General features: G+C 64.2%; 14 protein-coding genes and 2 pseudogenes. 12 read left to right on the top strand and 4 right to left on the bottom strand.

The features are described from left to right. Positions 1-20: 20 nt before the first annotated feature. The 10 genes from FJ934_RS03075 (at position 21) to FJ934_RS03040 (ending at position 12,454) form a co-directional block, all read left to right on the top strand. Entirely contained in the window at positions 21-3,380 is a 3,360-nt protein-coding gene (locus tag FJ934_RS03075; protein ID WP_140607177.1) for a transglutaminase family protein, read from the top strand. A 6-nt stretch (positions 3,381-3,386) separates the two neighbouring features. Beyond that, positions 3,387-5,792 carry a circularly permuted type 2 ATP-grasp protein gene (locus FJ934_RS03070; protein ID WP_140607176.1) on the top strand — a complete coding sequence of 802 codons (2,406 nt, stop codon included), beginning with the start codon at positions 3,387-3,389 and terminating at the stop codon, positions 5,790-5,792. A gap of 59 nt (positions 5,793-5,851) precedes the next feature. Next, a complete protein-coding gene (locus FJ934_RS03065) occupies positions 5,852-6,736 on the top strand; it encodes a transglutaminase family protein (protein WP_140607175.1) in 885 nt (294 codons plus the stop codon). 147 nt (positions 6,737-6,883) lie between these two features. Continuing rightward, positions 6,884-7,258, top strand: coding sequence for a glycosyltransferase (locus FJ934_RS28285; protein ID WP_246671424.1), 375 nt, complete (start codon positions 6,884-6,886; stop codon positions 7,256-7,258). Next, positions 7,255-7,425, top strand: coding sequence for a hypothetical protein (locus tag FJ934_RS28280; RefSeq protein WP_246671423.1), 171 nt, complete (start codon positions 7,255-7,257; stop codon positions 7,423-7,425). Before FJ934_RS28285 ends, FJ934_RS28280 begins: the two co-directional genes overlap by 4 nt. Before the next feature lie 28 nt (positions 7,426-7,453). After that, on the top strand, positions 7,454-7,825 hold the full coding sequence (locus FJ934_RS28275; protein ID WP_246671422.1) for a hypothetical protein: 372 nt from the start codon (positions 7,454-7,456) through the stop codon (positions 7,823-7,825). A 102-nt stretch (positions 7,826-7,927) separates the two neighbouring features. Continuing rightward, positions 7,928-9,019, top strand: a complete 1,092-nt coding sequence (locus FJ934_RS03055; RefSeq protein WP_140607174.1) for a DNA topoisomerase IB — start codon at positions 7,928-7,930, stop codon at positions 9,017-9,019. 91 nt (positions 9,020-9,110) lie between these two features. Then, positions 9,111-9,485: a YciI family protein gene (locus tag FJ934_RS03050; RefSeq protein WP_140607173.1), complete on the top strand. Its 375-nt coding sequence runs from the start codon at positions 9,111-9,113 to the stop codon at positions 9,483-9,485. After that, the gene (locus FJ934_RS03045) at positions 9,482-10,756 is read left to right on the top strand and encodes an RNA polymerase sigma factor (RefSeq protein ID WP_140607172.1); all 1,275 of its coding nucleotides are present in this window, start codon (positions 9,482-9,484) and stop codon (positions 10,754-10,756) included. The genes FJ934_RS03050 and FJ934_RS03045 overlap by 4 nt, the downstream gene beginning before the upstream one ends. Positions 10,757-10,939: 183 nt before the next feature. Then, a complete protein-coding gene (locus tag FJ934_RS03040; RefSeq protein WP_140607171.1) occupies positions 10,940-12,454 on the top strand; it encodes an aldehyde dehydrogenase family protein in 1,515 nt (504 codons plus the stop codon). 285 nt (positions 12,455-12,739) lie between these two features. Here the strand turns inward: FJ934_RS03040 and FJ934_RS03035 are convergent, their stop codons facing one another. The 4 genes from FJ934_RS03035 to FJ934_RS03020 form a co-directional block, all read right to left on the bottom strand. Continuing rightward, a complete protein-coding gene (locus tag FJ934_RS03035; protein ID WP_181165500.1) occupies positions 12,740-13,588 on the bottom strand; it encodes a hypothetical protein in 849 nt (282 codons plus the stop codon). Positions 13,589-13,763: 175 nt separating this feature from the next. Continuing rightward, a complete protein-coding gene (locus FJ934_RS03030) occupies positions 13,764-14,081 on the bottom strand; it encodes a hypothetical protein (protein WP_140607169.1) in 318 nt (105 codons plus the stop codon). 123 nt (positions 14,082-14,204) lie between these two features. Beyond that, the gene (locus FJ934_RS03025) at positions 14,205-15,005 is read right to left on the bottom strand and encodes an endonuclease/exonuclease/phosphatase family protein (RefSeq protein ID WP_140607168.1); all 801 of its coding nucleotides are present in this window, start codon (positions 15,003-15,005) and stop codon (positions 14,205-14,207) included. 97 nt (positions 15,006-15,102) lie between these two features. Beyond that, a complete protein-coding gene (locus FJ934_RS03020) occupies positions 15,103-16,551 on the bottom strand; it encodes a phosphatidylserine/phosphatidylglycerophosphate/cardiolipin synthase family protein (RefSeq protein WP_140607167.1) in 1,449 nt (482 codons plus the stop codon). Between the two features lie 191 nt (positions 16,552-16,742). Here FJ934_RS03020 and FJ934_RS03015 point away from each other — a divergent pair. Continuing rightward, positions 16,743-17,199 (top strand): annotated as a pseudogene (locus FJ934_RS03015) (YadA-like family protein); the annotation flags it as partial. A gap of 19 nt (positions 17,200-17,218) precedes the next feature. After that, positions 17,219-17,801: pseudogene (locus tag FJ934_RS03010) on the top strand (invasion associated locus B family protein). Positions 17,802-18,220 lie beyond the last annotated feature (419 nt).

Here is an 18,220-nt window from a genome sequence, read left to right as displayed (position 1 = left end):
ACGCCGACCTCCGGGGCCCCATGGCAATTCTGGCAGCCGTCTACCACCTGACCCACTACAAATACGACCGGCCGGTGGTTCTCGGCCCTCAAATCATCAGGCTGCAGCCGGCGCCGCATTCCCGCACCAAGGTGCTCAGCCATTCGCTCAAGGTCGAGCCGGCGAACCATTTCGTCAATCTGCAGCAGGATCCCTACGGCAACTTCCTCGCCCGCTTCGTCTTTCCCGAGCCGGTGAGCGAGCTGAAGATCGAGGTCGATCTCGTTGCCGACATGACGGTCTACAATCCGTTCGATTTCTTCGTCGAGCCTGCGGCCGAGACATTTCCGTTCGAGTATCCGGAAGAGATCAGGGACGACCTCGCCATCTACCGGACACCGGAGCCGGCGGGACCGCTGCTCTCGGCCTTCCTGAAAACCGTCGATCGCAGTGCGCCCAATACGGTCAATTTCCTCGTCGACCTCAACGCCCGCCTGCAGCGCGAGATCGCCTACATCGTGCGCATGGAAACCGGCGTGTTCTCGCCGGAGGAAACGCTGGCCGCCGCAAAGGGCTCCTGCCGCGATTCAAGTTGGCTGCTGGTGCAGATCCTCAGGAATCTGGGCATCGCCGCACGTTTCGTCTCCGGCTATCTGATCCAGCTCAAGCCAGATCTTGTCGCGCTTGACGGTCCGGCCGGAACCGCTGTCGACTTCATCGATCTGCACGCCTGGTGCGAGGTCTATCTTCCGGGCGCCGGCTGGATCGGCTTCGACCCGACCTCCGGCCTGCTGACCGGCGAAAGCCATGTGCCGCTGGCGGCAACACCGCATTTCCGCAACGCCGCCCCGATTTCGGGCATGGCGAGCTTCGCCAATGTCGAGTTCGGCTTCGACATGCGGGTCGACCGCATCGCCGAACATCCTCGCATCACCAAGCCGTTCTCGGACGAAAGCTGGCAGGCGCTCGACGCGCTAGGCAACCAGGTCGATGCGGCACTCGAGGCCGGGGATGTGCGGCTGACCATGGGGGGCGAGCCGACCTTCGTGTCCATCGACGATTTCGAGGCGGCCGAGTGGAACACTGCCGCCGTCGGTCCGACCAAGCGCGAAAAGGCCGATGCGCTGATCCGACGCTTGCGCGAACGTTTCGCGCCGGGTGGCTTTCTCCACTACGGCCAGGGCAAGTGGTATCCCGGCGAGAGCCTGCCGCGCTGGACCTTTTCGCTCTACTGGCGCGCCGATGGCCAACCGGTGTGGAGCGATCCGTCGCTGATCGCGCGCGAGACGAGCAACGCCGAGGTCGGGCCGCAGCAGGCGGAAAGCCTGCTCACGGCAATCGCCGATGAACTCGGCATCGACAGGTCGATGGTCAGCGAAGCCTATGAGGATCCGGCCGAATGGCTGCTCAAGGAAGGCAAGCTGCCCGACAATGTCGATCCGTCCAACTCAAGGCTGGAGGATCCGGAGGAACGCAGCCGCATGGCGCGTGTGTTCGAGCGCGGGTTGACCAAACCGTCGGGCTATGTCCTGCCGGTGCAGCGCTGGAACAGCCAGGCATCGGAACCGCGCTGGCGTTCTGAGAGATGGACGACGCGGCGCGGCCGCCTGTTCCTGGTGCCGGGCGATTCCCCGGTCGGCTATCGCTTGCCGCTGGGCACACTGCCCTATGTGCCGCCGGCACAGTTTCCCTACATCGTGCCGGTCGATCCGTCACTGCCGCGCGGGCCGCTGCCGGCGCGCGAGGCGATTCTGCCCGCAGCGGCCCCGGCCGAACGCGAAGGCGCCGACGAAATGGCCCGCCGCCAGCAGGCGGCATCCTTCACGGCGGCGACCGGGCAGCAGGACCGGGTCGAGCAGGAGCTCACCGAGATCGGCGGCGCGGTGCGCACAGCGCTTTCGGTCGAACCGCGCGACGGGCGTCTGTGCGTGTTCATGCCGCCCGTCGAGGCGCTGGAAGACTATCTCGAACTGGTTGCGGCGGCCGAGAATGCGGCAAAGGCAATAGGGCTTCCCGTGCATATCGAGGGCTATGGCCCGCCTCATGATCCGCGCCTCAACGTCATCCGCGTCGCGCCCGATCCGGGAGTCATAGAGGTCAATATCCACCCGGCTTCCAACTGGCAGGATTGCGTGGCGACGACGACGGCGATCTATGAGGAGGCGCGGCAGACGCGGCTTGGTGCCGACAAGTTCATGATCGATGGCCGCCACACCGGCACTGGCGGCGGCAACCATGTCGTTGTCGGCGGCGCGACGCCGAACGACAGCCCGTTCCTGCGCCGGCCAGACCTGTTGAAGAGCCTGGTTCTGCAATGGCAGCGGCATCCCTCGCTGTCGTACCTGTTCTCGGGCCTGTTCATCGGGCCGACCAGCCAGGCGCCGCGCTTTGACGAGGCGCGCCATGACTCTCTGTACGAGCTCGAGATCGCGATGGCGCAGGTGCCGCATCCGGACCAGGGTGCGGCACCCTTGCCGTGGCTGGTCGACCGGTTGTTCCGCAATCTTCTGACCGATGTCACGGGGAACACGCACCGCTCGGAAATTTGCATCGACAAACTATTCTCACCGGATGGGCCGACCGGGCGGCTGGGGCTGGTGGAGTTCCGCGGCTTCGAGATGCCGCCCAATGCGCGCATGTCGCTGGCGCAGCAATTGCTGGTGCGCGCCATCATCGCACGGGCCTGGAAGGCGCCGCTCGACGGCCGCTTCGTGCGTTGGGGCACCTCTCTGCATGACCGGTTTATGCTGCCGCACTATGTCTGGGCCGATTTCCTCGACGTGCTCGACGACCTCAAGCTCAACGGCTTCGAGTTCCGGCCTGAATGGTTCGACGCCCAGCTCGAATTCCGCTTCCCGTTCTGCGGCGAGGTCCGGCATGCTGGCATCAAGCTGGAACTGCGCCAGGCGCTGGAGCCTTGGCATGTCATGGGCGAACAGGGCGCCATCGGCGGCACCGTACGCTTCGTCGATTCCTCGGTGGAAAGGCTGCAGGTCAAGACCGAAGGGCTCAATCCGGAGCGTCACGCGATCGTCTGCAACGGCCGCGTCGTACCGATGAAGGTGACCGACAACAGGGAGGTCGCGGTGGCCGGCGTGCGCTTCAAGGCTTGGCAGCCGGCTTCTGGCCTGCATCCGGCGCTGCCGGTCAACACGCCCCTGGTCTTCGACATTTACGACCGCTGGTCGGGCAGGGCGATTGGCGGTTGCGTCTACCATGTCGCGCATCCGGGCGGGCGTAACTACGACACGTTCCCGGTCAACGGCAACGAGGCCGAGGCCCGGCGGCTCGCCCGCTTCGAACCGCGCGGCCACACGCCATCCGGCTATGTGATGCGCGAGGAACAACCGGCACAAGATTTCCCGATGACCCTTGACCTTCGGCGCCCGCCAAGACTGTGATCCGACATGGCAAAGGGGAATCACAAGAGGGTACGCGGCAAGCCGCAGACCCACAGCCTGCTGGAGCACTACCAGCCGATCGACGGCGTTGTCGACGAGATGGTCGACGCGTCAGGCAATCCCCGCCCGGCCTGGAAGGATTTCATCGAGGCGCTCGACGAATTGGGGCCTGAAAAGCTCGGTCAGCGCTTTGCCCGCGCCGACCAGTATCTGCGCGATGCCGGCGTCTACTACCGCGTCTACGACAAGGCAGGCGCCAATGAGCGCGAATGGCCGCTGGCGCATGTGCCCCTGCTCATCGAAGATACCCAATGGGCCGCGATCAGCGCCGGCCTCGTCCAGCGCGCCGAGCTGTTCGAGGAAACCGTCGCCGATATCTATGGCCGCAACCGGCTGATCGAAAAGGGCGTCCTGCCGGCAGGGCTCATCGCCGCCAGCCCTGAATATTTGCGGCCCGTCGTCGGCACCAGGCCGGCCGAGGGACATTTCCTGCATTTCTGCGCCTTCGAGCTTGGCCGCGGGCCCGACGGCCGCTGGTGGGTGCTGGGTGACCGAACGCAGGCGCCGTCCGGCGCCGGCTTCGCGCTGGAGAACCGCGTCGCCACCACGCGCGCGCTGTCGGACATCTATGGCGAGATGCATGTGCACCGGCTCGCCGGCTTCTTCCGCCGCTTCCGCGATGCGCTGCTCGGCATGGCCACCGACGGCCGCGTCGCGATCCTGACGCCGGGACCGCTCAACGAGACCTATTACGAGCACGCCTACATCGCCCGCTATCTCGGCATCATGCTGCTGGAGGGCGAGGATCTGACCGTTTCCGGCGGCAGGCTTATGGTGCGGACCGTTTCCGGCCTGATGCCGATCAGCGTGCTCTGGCGGCGCCTCGATGCCGCCTTCGCCGATCCGCTCGAACTGCGCTCGGATTCGCAGATCGGCACGCCGGGTCTGGTCGAGGCGATCCGGCAGGGCTCCGTGTCCACCGTCAATGCGCTGGGGTCCGGCCTGATGGAAACGCGGGCGCTGCTCGCCTTCCTGCCCAAGATCGCGCGCGAACTGCATGGCGAGGAATTGTTGCTGCCGAGCGTCGCGACATGGTGGTGCGGGCAGGAGGCCGAGCGCGCCCATGTGCTTGCCAACATCGACCGTATGGTGATCGGCCCGGCGCTGTCGACCAGGCTCGCCTTCGAGGATGACGGCCAGACCAAGCTCGGCTCGGCGCTGTCGGCCGGGGAGCGGGCGGAGCTGGTGGCGCGGATCGAGCGCGATGGCGACGCCTTCGTCGGCCAGGAAGCAGTGACGTTGTCGACGACGCCCGTCTATGTCGATGGCTGGCTGGAACCAAGGCCAGCGAGCCTGCGCGTCTATCTGGCGCGTACGCCTGAGGGCTGGACGGTGATGCCGGGCGGGTTCGCCCGCGTCGGCCTGTCCCTAGACCCGACCGCGATCGCCATGCAGCGCGGCGGCCAGGCAGCTGACGTCTGGGTGGTCAGCGACAGGCCGGTGGAGCGCGAGACGCTGCTGCCGCAAGAGGGCGACAGCTTCAGCCGCACCAGGCCGGGCAGCCTGCCCAGCCGTGCGGCTGAGAACCTGACATGGCTCGGCCGCTACATCGAACGCTCGGAAGACACGGTGCGTATATTGCGCGCCTATCACGTGCGGCTGGCCGAAACGTCGGACCCGGACATGCCGCTGCTGGCCGACGTCAGAGACTATCTCGAACCGTTCGGCATCGATGTCGGCACGGCGATCCCGTTGGGGCTGATCGGTACGCTGGACAGCGCGGTTTACAGCGCGGGCCAGATCCGCGACCGTTTCTCGCCCGACGGCTGGCTCGCGCTCAAGGACCTGTCGAAGACCATCCACCAGTTCGCCACGACGGTGGCGCCGGGGGATGACGCGACACGGGCAATGACCGTCATCCTGCGCAAGCTCGCCGGGTTTTCCGGCCTGCTGCACGAGAACATGTATCGTTTTGCCGGGTGGCGGTTCCTCGAGATCGGCCGGCGGCTGGAGCGCGGCATCCAGATCGCCCGCACGCTCGCGCGGCTGACCGGCGCCCAGGCGCCGGAAGGGGCTCTAGACATGATGCTGGAGATCGGGGACAGCGTGATGACCCACCGCCGGCAATATCCGGTGCAGGCCGGCCGGCGCACGGTGATCGATCTTCTGGCGCTCGATCCGCTCAATCCGCGCTCCATCCTGTTCCAGCTCGAAAGGCTGAAAGCCGAGATCGGCCTCTTGCCGTCGATCGGCGGCGAGGGGCACATGTCGCCGGCGGCGAAGGAGATCCTGCAGCTCAATACGGCCATCGCCATCAAGGAGCCTTCGGACATGACTGCCGCCGCACTTGACGATCTCGCCAACGAGATAGGCGGTCTCTACAACAGCCTCGCCAAGGCCTATTTCGGCTAGGCAGGTTCCGCAAAGCCTCGCGCGGTCAGAAACCTGCTCCAGGACAAGAAAAATAGCGCATGCTTTACGACATCAGGCTTCATCTCCACTACGACTATGCAGCCGCGGCCGGCGGCGGCCGCCACCAGATCCGCGTCCTGCCGTCGACGATTTCCGGTGTGCAGCGCGTCATCGCGGCATCCCTGTCCTGTGTGCCGGCGCCCAACGAACGTTCCGATTTTTCGGACTTTTTCGGCAACAACGTCACCTCGATCGCATTTCGCGATGCGCATGACGCGCTCGACATCAGGATGAGCGCGCGTGTGTCGGTGTCGCGGCCTGAGCCGGGGCTCGACGTGTCGCCGGATATCGGGCGGCTGAGGCAGGAACTGGCGGCGGTACGGTCGCTGGCGCCGGATGCACCGCATCACTTTCTGTCCGCCAGCAGCCATGCCGGCATCGACGCGGCGATCACTTCATATGCGCACGATAGCGTCGGCAACTCGGCCGCCGGCACGGCCATGAACCTGTGCAACCGCATTCACCGCGATTTCACCTATGATGGCGAGGCGACCACGGTGCGCACCCGGGCCAGCGATGCTTTTAGGCTGAAGCGCGGTGTCTGCCAGGATTTTTCGCACATCATGATCGCCGGGCTGCGTGGACTGGGCATACCGGCCGGCTATGTCAGCGGCTTCCTGCGCACCATCCCGCCGAAGGGAAAGCCCCGGCTGGAAGGCGCCGACGCCATGCATGCCTGGGTCAAGGTCTGGTGCGGACGCGATGCCGGCTGGCAGGAGTTCGACCCGACCAACGGCATGCGGGCCAGCAACGACCACATCACCGTCGGCTACGGCCGCGACTATTCCGACGTCGCACCGATCGTCGGCGTGCTGAAGACCACCGGCGGGCAGGTCGGCGAGCAGGCCGTCGACGTCATCCCGGTCGCGCTCGAAAAGGCGTGAAAGCGGGCCTGTAAGTGCAAGGCGCCCCGTTGCTGCAATTCAAGGTGAACAAGGCGACTTCTCAAACATCGACGAGGCCGTTACTCTATGCTCGTTTTGAGGCGACAGTCATTGTATTGCTAAAGCGCGCAGGCGCGGGGTTCGTAATTGAGAGCAGTCAGCATCGTCATCCCTGCCCACAATGCGGCCGCAACTATCGCGACAACGCTGGCGTCGCTCAGCAGTGAGGCCGAAGTCATCGGCCAGATCCTGCTGATCGACGATGCCTCGACGGACGACACGGCTGATGTGGCACGGCAGGCGACGGCACAACTGTCTCTGCCGTTGCGTGTGCTGCCGGCCGTTTGCGGCGACGCCGGTGCTGCGCGCAATGTCGCCCTGGCTCAGGCGCTCCATCCCTGGGTGTACCTGATCGACGCCGACGATCTGCATCTTCAGGGCGGATTGCGCGCGCGCTGCTGCGGCAGGCGGACAACCAGCCGAAAGCCGACATGGTGGTTGGCGCCTACCGGCGACGCGTGAACGGCCAGGATCGGCAGATCAAGGTGCCGAACGGCTACCAGGCCGCGTGCCTGGCAAACGCTTCGGCCTATGTGAAGGGCGATATACGCTCGGTCGCGGTGGGCAGCGTGCTGGCATCCCGGCGCCTGATCGGGGGAGACGCGGTTCCCGGTCGGGCTGGCCTATGACGAGGACACGCTGTTCTGGGCAAGGCTGATGAGCAAGGCATCGCTGGCCATGATTCCGCAACCCGTGATGGTTTACGAGGTTTCGCCGGCCCGTTCCGACGACCGCTTTACGATCAACCCGGCGCGGCGCTTCCTCGAGTGGCGCCGGGAATTGCGCACGCTCGCCGATTGCGACATCCCGATATCGGCACTCAAGACCAGGGAAGGGCTCGTCGCCCTCAAGATTGCCCGCGTCCACTATGCACGCGGCGACCTGAACACGGCCGCGCGCTTCCTGGCGGTGGCCGCCGCCGCACCAAAGCGGCGGTCGGAGGCTTGGCGCTGCCTGCGCTACAGGCTCAAGCTCGCTGCAAGGCGCCGCCTGTCGGCTCCGCAGATAGAACTGCAAGGCGCCCTTTAGGCAATATCCCATCATCGGCGGACGATATCGCGCAGCTTTCGGGCAGCAGTGGAACCAGCTGTCAACCAGCGGCTTATTTACGGATACCTCCGTGGAGCCCTCATGCTGCAAAGATCCGTATCGTCGCCCAGCCGGCCAGCTGACGGTGAGGCTGTCCCAAGGAAGAGTGGGCAAAGCTCGGCCGACCACACCGCGCTGACCTATGTCAGCGATGCCGAGCCCGGTATCCGCCGGCTGAGGGCAGGCAAGCGATTTTCCTACAAGGGACCGGACGGGCGGCCTGTCTCGGATACCACTAGGGCGCGTATCGAGGCGATCGCCATTCCGCCAGCCTGGACGGACGTCTGGATTTCGCCCGACGCCGATGGCCACATCCAGGCGACCGGTAGGGATCAGCGGGGACGCAAGCAATACCGCTACCATCCGCAATGGGCGCAAGAACGCGACAGCGCCAAATATTCGAGCCTCGTTGCCTTTGCCGAAAGCCTGCCGGACCTGCGGCGCACGATAGACAGCGACCTGCGCCGTCACGGCCTGCCGTTCGAGCGTGTCGTCGCCGCGGTCGTCTGGCTGCTCGACAACACGATGATCCGTGTCGGCAATACCGCCTATGCACGCGACAACAAGAGCTTCGGCCTGACGACATTGCGCGACCGCCATGTCGACATCAGGGGATCGAGCTTGCGGTTCGCCTTCAAGGGCAAGTCCGGCAAGGAGTGGAGCCTAAAGCTGGTCGATCGGCGCATCGCCGGGATTGTGCGGGGCGCGCAGGACCTGCCGGGTCAGAAACTGTTCCAGTATCTCGACGAGCAGGACAATAGGCGCCCGGTCCGCTCCGAGGACGTCAACCGCTATGTCCGGGACGCCGCCGGCGATGCGTTCAGTTCGAAGCATTTCCGCACCTGGGGCGGCACCATCCATGCCGCGTCGCTGTTTGCGCAAACGGAGCTGCCCGAAAGCCAGGCTCAGCAGAAGCGGGTGATGAACAGCATCATCGACGAGGTGGCCAAGCGGCTGGGCAACACGCGCGCCGTCTGCCGCAAATGCTATATCCACCCGCAGGTTTTCGAAGCCTGGTCGCAGGGGCGGCTGCTTGCGGAAATGGCGGAAGCCAACAAGCGCAAGCGGGCGATAGATGGCCTCGACGACGAGGAAGCCCTCGTGCTGAGATGGTTGAGAACCCACGAAGGTTGACCGCTGGCGGAATTGGCGTCGGGATTTTTTTATCGACGCCGTGTCGGGATCGGTCCTACTGTTTCGTCCTTTGATACAGAAAGGACCGACCATGCTCTACGCCATCCTCTGCTATGCCTCCGAAGACGTCGTCAGTTCCTGGAGCAAGGCGCAGGACGATGAAGTCATGGCCAATCTCCTCAACGTTCAGGAGAAATACGCCCAGGCTGGGCGGCTTGGTCCGGTGGCGCGTCTCTTGCCCACGACAGCGGCGACGACGCTGAGGAAAGTCAAGGGCGAGCCGGTCGTCATCGACGGGCCGTTCGCCGAGACCAAGGAACAATTCCTCGGCTTCTACACGCTCGAATGCGCAGACCTCGATGAGGCGGTCGAGTTCGCCCGCGAGCTTTCCGAGGTCAACCCGAGCGGCGGCTCCTACGAGATCCGGCCGGTCTCCATCTTCAATCCCGCCAGGATTCCCGCATGACCGAACTCGCCTGGATCAGCTCCGCCATCAGCGCCGCCCGCCCGCAGGCGATGGGCGCGCTGCTGCGCTATTTCCGCGATCTCGACACGGCGGAGGAAGCTTTCCAGGATGCGTGTCTCAGGGCGCTGAAGAACTGGCCTCAGAACGGGCCGCCACGCGATCCGGCGGCCTGGCTGATCTTCGTCGGCCGCAACAGCGGCATCGATGCGGTGCGCAAGCGCGCCAAGCAGGCGCCGATGCCGGAAGAAGATCAGATCTCCGATCTGGAAGATGCTGAAAGCGATATCGCCGAGCGGCTGGACGGCGCCCATTACCGCGACGACATCTTGCGGCTGCTGTTCATCTGCTGTCATCCTGATTTGCCTGCGACGCAGCAGATCGCAGTTGCGCTGCGCATTGTCTCCGGCCTCACCGTCAGGCAGATCGCCCGCGCCTTCCTGGTTGGCGAAAGCGCCATGGAGCAGCGCATCACACGCGCCAAGGCGCGCATCGCGGATGCCGGCGTGCCGTTCGAGACGCCAGGCGCGGTCGAGCGCTCGGAACGGCTCGCCGCTGTGGCGGCCATGGTCTACCTGATCTTCAACGAGGGATACTCGACCAACAGCGGCGAGGCACCCGCCCGTGCGCCGCTGTGCGAGGAGGCGATCCGGCTGGCCCGGCTGCTGCTCAGGCTGTTCCAGACCGAGCCGGAAATCATGGGGCTGACGGCGCTGCTTTTGCTGCAGCACGCGCGCGCACCGGCCCGTTTCGACGCAGAGGGCGAGATCGTGCTGCTCGAGGATCAGGACCGTAGCCTTTGGAGGCGCAAGATGATCGACGAGGGACTGGCTCTGATCGATAAGGCATTGCGCCATCGCAAGCCCGGCCCCTACCAGGTGCAGGCGGCCATCGCCGCCCTGCATGCCCGGGCTGACAAGGCCGAGGACACAGACTGGGTGGAGATCGACCTGCTTTATGGCCTGCTCGAGCAGATGCAGCCGTCGCCGGTGATCACGCTCAACCGCGCGGTGGCGGTCTCCAAGGTGCGCGGGCCTGAAGCGGCGCTTGCCATGATCGAACCGCTGGAGTCGAGGCTTTCCGGCTATTTCCACTTCTTTGGCCTCAAGGGTGGGCTGTTGATGCAACTCGACCGGGGTGAGGAGGCGCGTATCGCCTTTGACCGCGCCATCGCGCTTGCCAACACGGCGGCGGAAGCGGCCCATATCCGCATGCATATCGACCGGCTGATGAAGGATGGCGCCGTGCGGACGCTGGCGAAAAAGGCCAACTGACCACCATCGCCTGGCTGGCTCAATCGTGCAGCTTGGGCTTGGACCATGCCGGGGTGGCGATTTTCCCCTGAAACAGGTAATGGCACGCCATGACAGCACCTCCTGTGCCTGACGGCACCGGGAAGGCATGGCGGCAGGCCGTGGCCGACGCCATATGAGCGATGGGATCTGAAAGGAATAAATATGATCATAGCGAAGGAAACGGCCGAACTGCTGGCAAAACTGGGCGTGGCCAAGGACGCGCTTGCGGGCGGCGACCTCATCGTGCGCAGTCCGGTGACTGGTGAGCAGATCGCGGCGCTGAAGACGATCTCGCCGGCCGACGCAGCCAAGACCATCGGTGCCGCGCACAAGGCATTCCAGTCCTGGCGGCTGGTGCCAGGCCCGAAGCGCGGCGAACTGGTGCGTCTGCTCGGCGAAGAATTGCGCGCTCACAAAGCCGAGCTTGGCCGGCTGGTATCGATCGAGGTCGGCAAGATCCCCTCCGAAGGGCTGGGCGAAGTGCAGGAGATGATCGACATCTGCGATTTCGCCGTCGGTCTGTCCCGGCAATTGTATGGCCTGACCATCGCCACCGAGCGTCCGGGCCACCGCATGATGGAAACCTGGCATCCGCTCGGCGTGGTCGGCGTCATCTCGGCCTTCAACTTCCCGGTCGCGGTGTGGTCGTGGAACGCCGCCCTTGCCCTGGTCTGCGGCGACGCGGTGGTGTGGAAGCCGTCGGAAAAGACGCCGTTGACAGCGCTTGCCTGCGAGGCGATCTTCAAGCGTGCGGCCAAGCGGTTCGGAGCCGACGCGCCGGACGGGCTGGCGCCGGTGCTGATCGGCGACCGCGCCGTCGGCGAAATCCTGGTCGACCATCCCAAGGTGCCGCTGGTTTCGGCCACCGGCTCGACCCGCATGGGCAGGGATGTCGGGCCGCGCCTGGCCAAGCGCTTCGCGCGCGCCGTGCTGGAACTCGGCGGCAACAATGCCGGCATCGTCTGCCCGACCGCCGACCTCGACATGGCGCTGCGCGCTATTGCGTTTGGCGCCATGGGCACGGCCGGGCAGCGCTGCACGACGCTGCGGCGCCTGTTCGTGCATGACAGCGTCTACGACGCCCTGGTTCCGCGCCTGAAGAAGGCTTATCAGAGCGTTTCGGTCGGCAATCCGCTGGAGACCTCGTCGCTGGTCGGTCCGCTGATCGACAAGGCCGCCTTCGACGCCATGCAGAAGGCGCTGCAGGAAGCCACCGCCCATGGCGGCAAGGTGACCGGCGGCACGCGGGTCGAGAACGGCCACCCGGATGCCTATTATGTGCATCCGGCGCTGGTCGAGATGCCGAAGCAGGTTTTGCCGGTGACCGAAGAGACCTTCGCGCCGATCCTCTATGTGATGAAATACTCGGATTTCGACGCCGTGCTCGACGAACACAATGCGGTCGGCGCCGGCCTGTCGTCGTCGATCTTCACCCGCGACCTGCAGGAATCCGAGCGCTTCCTCGGCGTCGACGGTTCGGACTGCGGCATCGCCAATGTCAACATCGGCACATCGGGAGCCGAGATCGGCGGTGCTTTCGGCGGTGAAAAGGAAACCGGCGGCGGCCGCGAAAGCGGCTCCGACGCGTGGAAGGCCTATATGCGGCGCGCCACCAACACGGTGAACTATTCCAAGGCCCTGCCGCTTGCCCAGGGTGTCTCGTTCGACATCGATTGAGAGCGCCGGGGCTTAGCCAAAGCCAGTGTCGTTCAGGCTCGGCGAGCATCAATCGACACAGGTGGAAGGCGTACACGCCGCTGTAACACTGGACAGCTCTTGAGTTTGTCCAGCGTCGGCTTTGCGACGCTGGCCGAGCCAGTCAACGCAGCCGAGATCCCCGGCATCGCGCAGCTTGCGTGCCAGCGGGACCGCGACAGCTCCAGTCATCTGGCGAATCACTTTTCGAGGCGATGCCGGTCGGGATTCGGTCGAGGCCGGCATGCTCGGGATCGACACCCGATATCAGCCAAAGCAGGCTTCGAAGGCGCTGTCGACAACGGCAAGCTTGGCCGCCTGGACGGTCATGTATTCCTCATAGAACCGGTGCGATACCCACATCACTGAATGGCCGCGCTGACCAAGCCAGCCAATGCTGCCGAGTTCCTCGGCCATGCGCAGTTTGCGGCCGAGATGGGTCCGCGACAATTTAAGCCATTTGGCGAAGTCGCCGATCGAAACCACACTGGTTGGAATCCGCTCGAGGCCAGCATGATCGGGATCGATGCCCGACATCAGCCAGTCCATGACTATGCCGCCATTGTTGAGCCAGATGAACAGGGAAAAGGTCTGGTTGGGCTCGCGCACCGGCTTTGAAGCGAGCAGGCCGTCGGCGACCAGGGGCTGCAGCGTCGCAAGCATGTCGGGCCGCTCCAGGTATCTGGCCAGCCGGTCGCCGCCGTCGATATGGTCAAGCGTGCGCAGATGGGCGATGACCCAGCCGGTGAACCTCTCGATGGTGGCCGCCGTCGGTTGCAGCGGATGCGTGCGGCCATCCCCGCCCGCCACATACTCGGCGATATTGTAGTGCAGCATCTCCTTGATGAAGGCGTCGGCCGTATTGCGGCTGGCCACCGCGTTGCGGTGCACGACCTCGATGAAACGCGATACCGTCAGTTCCTTGCGGCGGTCGTTCGGGTCGCGCCTGAAATGCATGGCAAGGCCGACATGACCCATCAGCCAGCGCTGCTGCGTGGCAAAGATGGAAGCCAGTCGGGGGCTTTCCTCATAGATTCGGATCAGGGACTGCGACTGTTCCTGAACGTAGCGGTGCAAGGCCGGATGGGCGGCTATGTCTTCCAGATGCAGGGCTATTCTCCCGATGCTTTGAACCACCCGGATGGCGAGGTTGCGTTCCCTATTTTTCAGCCTTCAACATTTGTGTCCAGACATAGCAAAAGCGGCGTACAGGGCCAGTCAAGCACATAAGGCCTATCCCGACTGATACGGGATAGGCCTTATGTGCTCTTCGAGATGAGTTCCTAAGCGGTCAGCCGCAGACGCGAACGTCTTCGATCACCTTGTGATGGTGGCGCCAGTGCACGACCGTTTCGATATGGCAGCGGTGGCGCCGATGATAGCGGCGATAATCGCCATTGCCATAGTCGTCATATTGCACATTCTCGTCACCATACTGATTATAGTGCCGGTGATGGTGGCGGCGAATGACGATTCCACTATCGGATTGGTCATCCGAATATTGGTTGTCGTCGTCGGATTGGATAACCAGACTTGCGGCTTGCGTCGGCGCGATGACTGCGGCTGTTGCGGCCAAAGTCAGCACGGAAGCCAAAATGAATTTTTTCATGTTTCGTCCTCCTGCGGTTCTAAGCCATATCAACTCGTGGAAAGACTTAGCGTTCCAATACCAATCGGTAGGCTACTCGTCGCCGCGGACGCCACGCCGGTCGGAGCGGCCGGGACTGTGGCCTTACAGCCGAACAAAGGCCGTCAACGGCAGGTGATCGGAAGCCACGCGCGAAAGCGGCGTGTCATGCGCTTCCACAGCCGAGATCATGCCGTGCCGGTTACCCATGATGCGATCGAGTGCCAAGAGCGGCAGGTTCGACGGGAAGGTGGGAACGGCCGGCGGCAGCGGTCCAAAGGTCAAGTGCAGCGTGTTCAGCGCGGAGCGGTTGCCGAGCCGCCATTCGTTCAGGTCGCCGAGCAGCAGCGTCGGCGTTTCGTCGGGGCTGTTCATGATATCCAGCACGACCTGGGCCTGCTGCGAACGTGAGCGGCGCAGCAGGCCGAGATGGGCGGCGATGACGCGCAATGTCCGGTTTCCGTCGAGATCGATCTCGGCCACCACCGCGCCGCGCGGCTCCAGGCCCGGAAGCCTGATCTGATGCACGTCGCGAACGACGCCCTTCTTGAAAAGCAGGACGTTGCCATGCCAGCCATGGCCTTTGCCATTGGCTGCGATCGGCACCGGCACCAGGCCTGTTTCCCGTTCGAGGTGGGGCAGGTCGAGGAGTCCGTCACGGTCGCCGAAACGGTTGTCCGCCTCCTGCAGCGCAATGACGTCGGGGTCGATTTCGCGAATGACGCGGCTGGTGCGGTCGGGATCGAACCTGCGGTCGACGCCGATGCATTTGTGGACGTTGTAGGAAGCGACCAGCGTCCCGGTGGCGCCGGCCTTTTTGGGCGACGCGGCATTGGCCTTGCGCATCCGCCGGTCACGGATGGACAAAAGCATGCTCGCCGGCAGGCTGCGCCCGTTCATCCGCATGGCATGCCTGTCCCTGCTTTTCTCACCATGCACCTCAAATAGAGTCTTCCGGCCGATGTTCCATGGGTGCACGCTATCCGCCAAACACGTCGTTTTGTTAAAGATAGGGTGAACCGAGCCACAATATACGATCGAAGAGGCGGATGATGAACGGGCGGGCCTGCAACGCTTCCAGCGTCACGGGTGTGGCCGTTTCGATCGCTGCTTCAATGCGAGCCTCGATCTCCTCGGCAAAGCCGGCATCGAGAACCTCGAGATCGATCTCGAAATTCAGCCGCAACGAGCGGGCGTCCAGGTTGGACGACCCGACATAGGCCCACAGCCCGTCGATCGAAAGCAGCTTGGAATGATCGAACGGCCCTGCGGTACGCCAGATCCGGCAATAATTCTTGAGCATCTGGTCGAATTGCGCGGTCATGGCGCGATCGACGAGGAAGAGATTGTTCTTCGCCGGCACCACGATGTCGATCTCGACTCCGCGCCTGGCAGCGGTGATCAGCGCACTGATCAACTCGCGGTCCGGCAGGAAATAGGGCGACATGATGCGGATCGACTTGCGGGCGATGGAGAAGGCGCCGATCAGCAATTTGTGGTTGGTTTCGTTGCTTGCATCGGGCCCCGAGGCGACCGCACGCACCATCATCGACTGGCCGGCGGTGGACGAAAATGGTGTGATCCGCCAGGCATCGCCCTTCAGCCTCTCATTGCCGGCGAAACGCCAATCCTCGGCAGCGACCGAGAACAGGTCGGTCACAACAGGCCCGCTGACCTGAAAATGCGTGTCCCTGGCGCTGGCAAGGCCGGCGAACTCGGCCGAGAATCCCTTGCGTATGTTCATGCCGCCGGTAAAGGCGATCGCGCCGTCGATGACCAGGATCTTCCTGTGGGTCCTCAGATTGGCGTAGGGCAGGCGCAGGCCCATGACGATGTTGCCGTTGAAGAGATCGGCGGTGATGTTGGCGCGGCGCAGATGGCCAAGGATACTGGGCACGGAATAACGGGCGCCGACGGCATCGATCAGCACGCGGACGGTGACGCCGCGCTTCACGGCTTGTGCCAGCGACTCGACGAAGAGCAGGCCGACGGCGTCATTGTCGAAGATATAGGTTTCCAGAAGGATGCTGTGCCTGGCCCTGTCTATGGCCAGACACATCGCCGCATAGGCCTCGTCGCCGGTTCTAAGCAGGGTGATCGTGTTGCCGGAGGTGAGCGCGCGCCGTGCCACCCGGTCGCCCAGCGTCTTCAGGCCGGTGAAGCGCTGGCCATATTGCTTGCCGATCAACTCCTCGACGGCGGCGTCGCGAACGGAAGCGTCACCGGCAAGTGGCCGCTGCGCGCTGATCGAGGCGCGGCGAATGCGGTTTATGCCGGCCACGGCATAGATCAGCACACCGATGATCGGCGACAGCAGCATGACGCCGACCCAGCCGGTGGCGGCACGAACGTCCTCCTTGGTCATGACGGCGTGGGCAATGCCGACGGTCGCCATGATCACCGAGATGATCGCCAGGATTCGGGGCCAGTGAGTCGCCAGGGTCTCGAACATTTTGCGGACTATCCAGCGGGTGGTCGCAGAAGGCAATGCAGGCGCTTATGCCTGGGCTTTTGCCGGATGACGGTCGCGACGCTCAGCCGAAGAATTCCGTTTCCTGAGACAGATTGAGCGAATCAAGCGCCGATAGAACTCCATCCAGGAGAGCGGAGCGTGACCTCAAGCATATGGCCGACGGATCGACGACCAAGACCAATAAAATAACGCTGCAAGGCGGCGACCCGAATGCGCCTGTCGTTATCTCCAATGTCGGCCCAGGCGTTACCGGCACCGACGCGGTCAACGTCAACCAGTTGAACCTGAACCTGGCCCAATCCAGGAGCTACACCGACCAGGTGGCGGTCACGACCCTGCCGCAGGCTAAAAACTATACCGACCAGAAGTTCAGCCAGCTCAATTCCGACATAAGCGGCATCAGGGACGAAGCACGGCAGGCGGCGGCAATCGGCCTCGCTGCGCTACGACGATCATCCCGGCAAGCTGAGCGTGGCGGCGGGCGGCGGCTTCTGGCGGGATTCGAGCGCCTTCGCCTTCGGCGCGGGCTACACCAGCGAGGATGGCCGCATCCGCGCCAATGTGTCGGGCACGGCCGCCGGTGGAAACGTCGGCGTCGGCGCCGGCCTGAGCTTCACGCTGAACTGAAGAGGGATTTGAGGCGGGAATGGACAGGCGAACAGGCCATGCCGGCCTAGATGCAATTGCCGTGGCCGTGCTGACCTGCCTGGCGCTTGCCGGCGGGCTGGCGCCGGTTGCAGATGGCTCCGCCCTTCAGGATCAAGCCTTCGGATGTGGTCGTGCCTCCCGACGTGAAGCTCGGGCAATACCAGCGCACCATCCGTCCCTTCGAGAACTGGACGCTGATCTGCGACGAGAACCTGAAGGCCCGCAAGAAGGTGTGCAATGTCTCGCAGGTGATCGAGGACCGAGCCGGCAAGATGGCCTTCAGCTGGTCGCTTGCCGCCACCCAGGACGGCAAGCCGAACATGATCGTGCGCACCGCGCCGAACGCCAGGAGCGACGGCCCGGTGTCGCTGAAGTTCGATGGCAAACAGCCGATCGACATGCATCTCGACGGCTGCAACGAAATGGTCTGTGTCGGCATGCTGCCGGTGGGGCCGCTGATGCGCCAGCAGATAGCGCAGAAGGCAACGCCGGCGATCTCCTATGCAACCGTCGACGGCCAGACCATCACCGTGACCGCAACGCTCAAAGGGCTGTCGGAAGCCCTTGCGCCAATCAAGTAACGAGGCATCGCCATGAGCCAGCAACAGGATTCGTTCATATCCGCGACACACGGCAGTCCGAATGTCGAGGCGGATCGGCGAAGGGTGATCGAGCCCGTGCGCGCGCCGCGGCGGTGGCCGCGCGTCATTGGCGCGAGGCGGCCTTCGATGGCGGACCAGAGCCGCTCGCTGGCCTTCCGCATAGGCGCGGGCACAAGGCTCGAGTTCAAAAACCAGGATGTAACTTTTCCCGCCGCGTACAAGGCGGACAAATCATTCGCCCATGTTTCCGGTAACTTCGACGGAGCGGGGACCGAGATTGACGGCATTTTCAGAAGTCAAAGCGTCCTGCCAGGGTTGGGCGAAACCTCGACGCACCCCCAGGCGTCGGTTTGCGATGCAAATTGCGCAAAAGCCGGTTCGTCATTCACTTCATCGGG

This window comes from Mesorhizobium sp. B2-4-12 (assembly GCF_006441575.1).
In the GTDB taxonomy this organism is placed as follows: Bacteria; Pseudomonadota; Alphaproteobacteria; order Rhizobiales; family Rhizobiaceae; genus Mesorhizobium.
The sequence above is the reverse complement of the archived record's forward strand: the minus strand, read 5'-3'. Positions and strand labels throughout refer to the sequence as shown.

What these genes read in the sequence shown, in the direction of transcription:
- FJ934_RS03040 (WP_140607171.1), top strand. Translation starts at nt 10,940, where the DNA reads ATGATCATAGCGAAGGAAACGGCCGAACTGCTGGCAAAACTGGGCGTG.
- FJ934_RS03075 (WP_140607177.1), top strand. Translation starts at nt 21, where the DNA reads ATGGCAATTCTGGCAGCCGTCTACCACCTGACCCACTACAAATACGAC.
- FJ934_RS03030 (WP_140607169.1), bottom strand. Translation starts at nt 14,081, where the DNA reads ATGAAAAAATTCATTTTGGCTTCCGTGCTGACTTTGGCCGCAACAGCC.
- FJ934_RS03020 (WP_140607167.1), bottom strand. Translation starts at nt 16,551, where the DNA reads ATGTTCGAGACCCTGGCGACTCACTGGCCCCGAATCCTGGCGATCATC.
- FJ934_RS03025 (WP_140607168.1), bottom strand. Translation starts at nt 15,005, where the DNA reads ATGCGGATGAACGGGCGCAGCCTGCCGGCGAGCATGCTTTTGTCCATC.
- FJ934_RS03065 (WP_140607175.1), top strand. Translation starts at nt 5,852, where the DNA reads ATGCTTTACGACATCAGGCTTCATCTCCACTACGACTATGCAGCCGCG.
- FJ934_RS03055 (WP_140607174.1), top strand. Translation starts at nt 7,928, where the DNA reads ATGCTGCAAAGATCCGTATCGTCGCCCAGCCGGCCAGCTGACGGTGAG.
- FJ934_RS03070 (WP_140607176.1), top strand. Translation starts at nt 3,387, where the DNA reads ATGGCAAAGGGGAATCACAAGAGGGTACGCGGCAAGCCGCAGACCCAC.
- FJ934_RS28275 (WP_246671422.1), top strand. Translation starts at nt 7,454, where the DNA reads ATGAGCAAGGCATCGCTGGCCATGATTCCGCAACCCGTGATGGTTTAC.
- FJ934_RS03045 (WP_140607172.1), top strand. Translation starts at nt 9,482, where the DNA reads ATGACCGAACTCGCCTGGATCAGCTCCGCCATCAGCGCCGCCCGCCCG.
- FJ934_RS03050 (WP_140607173.1), top strand. Translation starts at nt 9,111, where the DNA reads ATGCTCTACGCCATCCTCTGCTATGCCTCCGAAGACGTCGTCAGTTCC.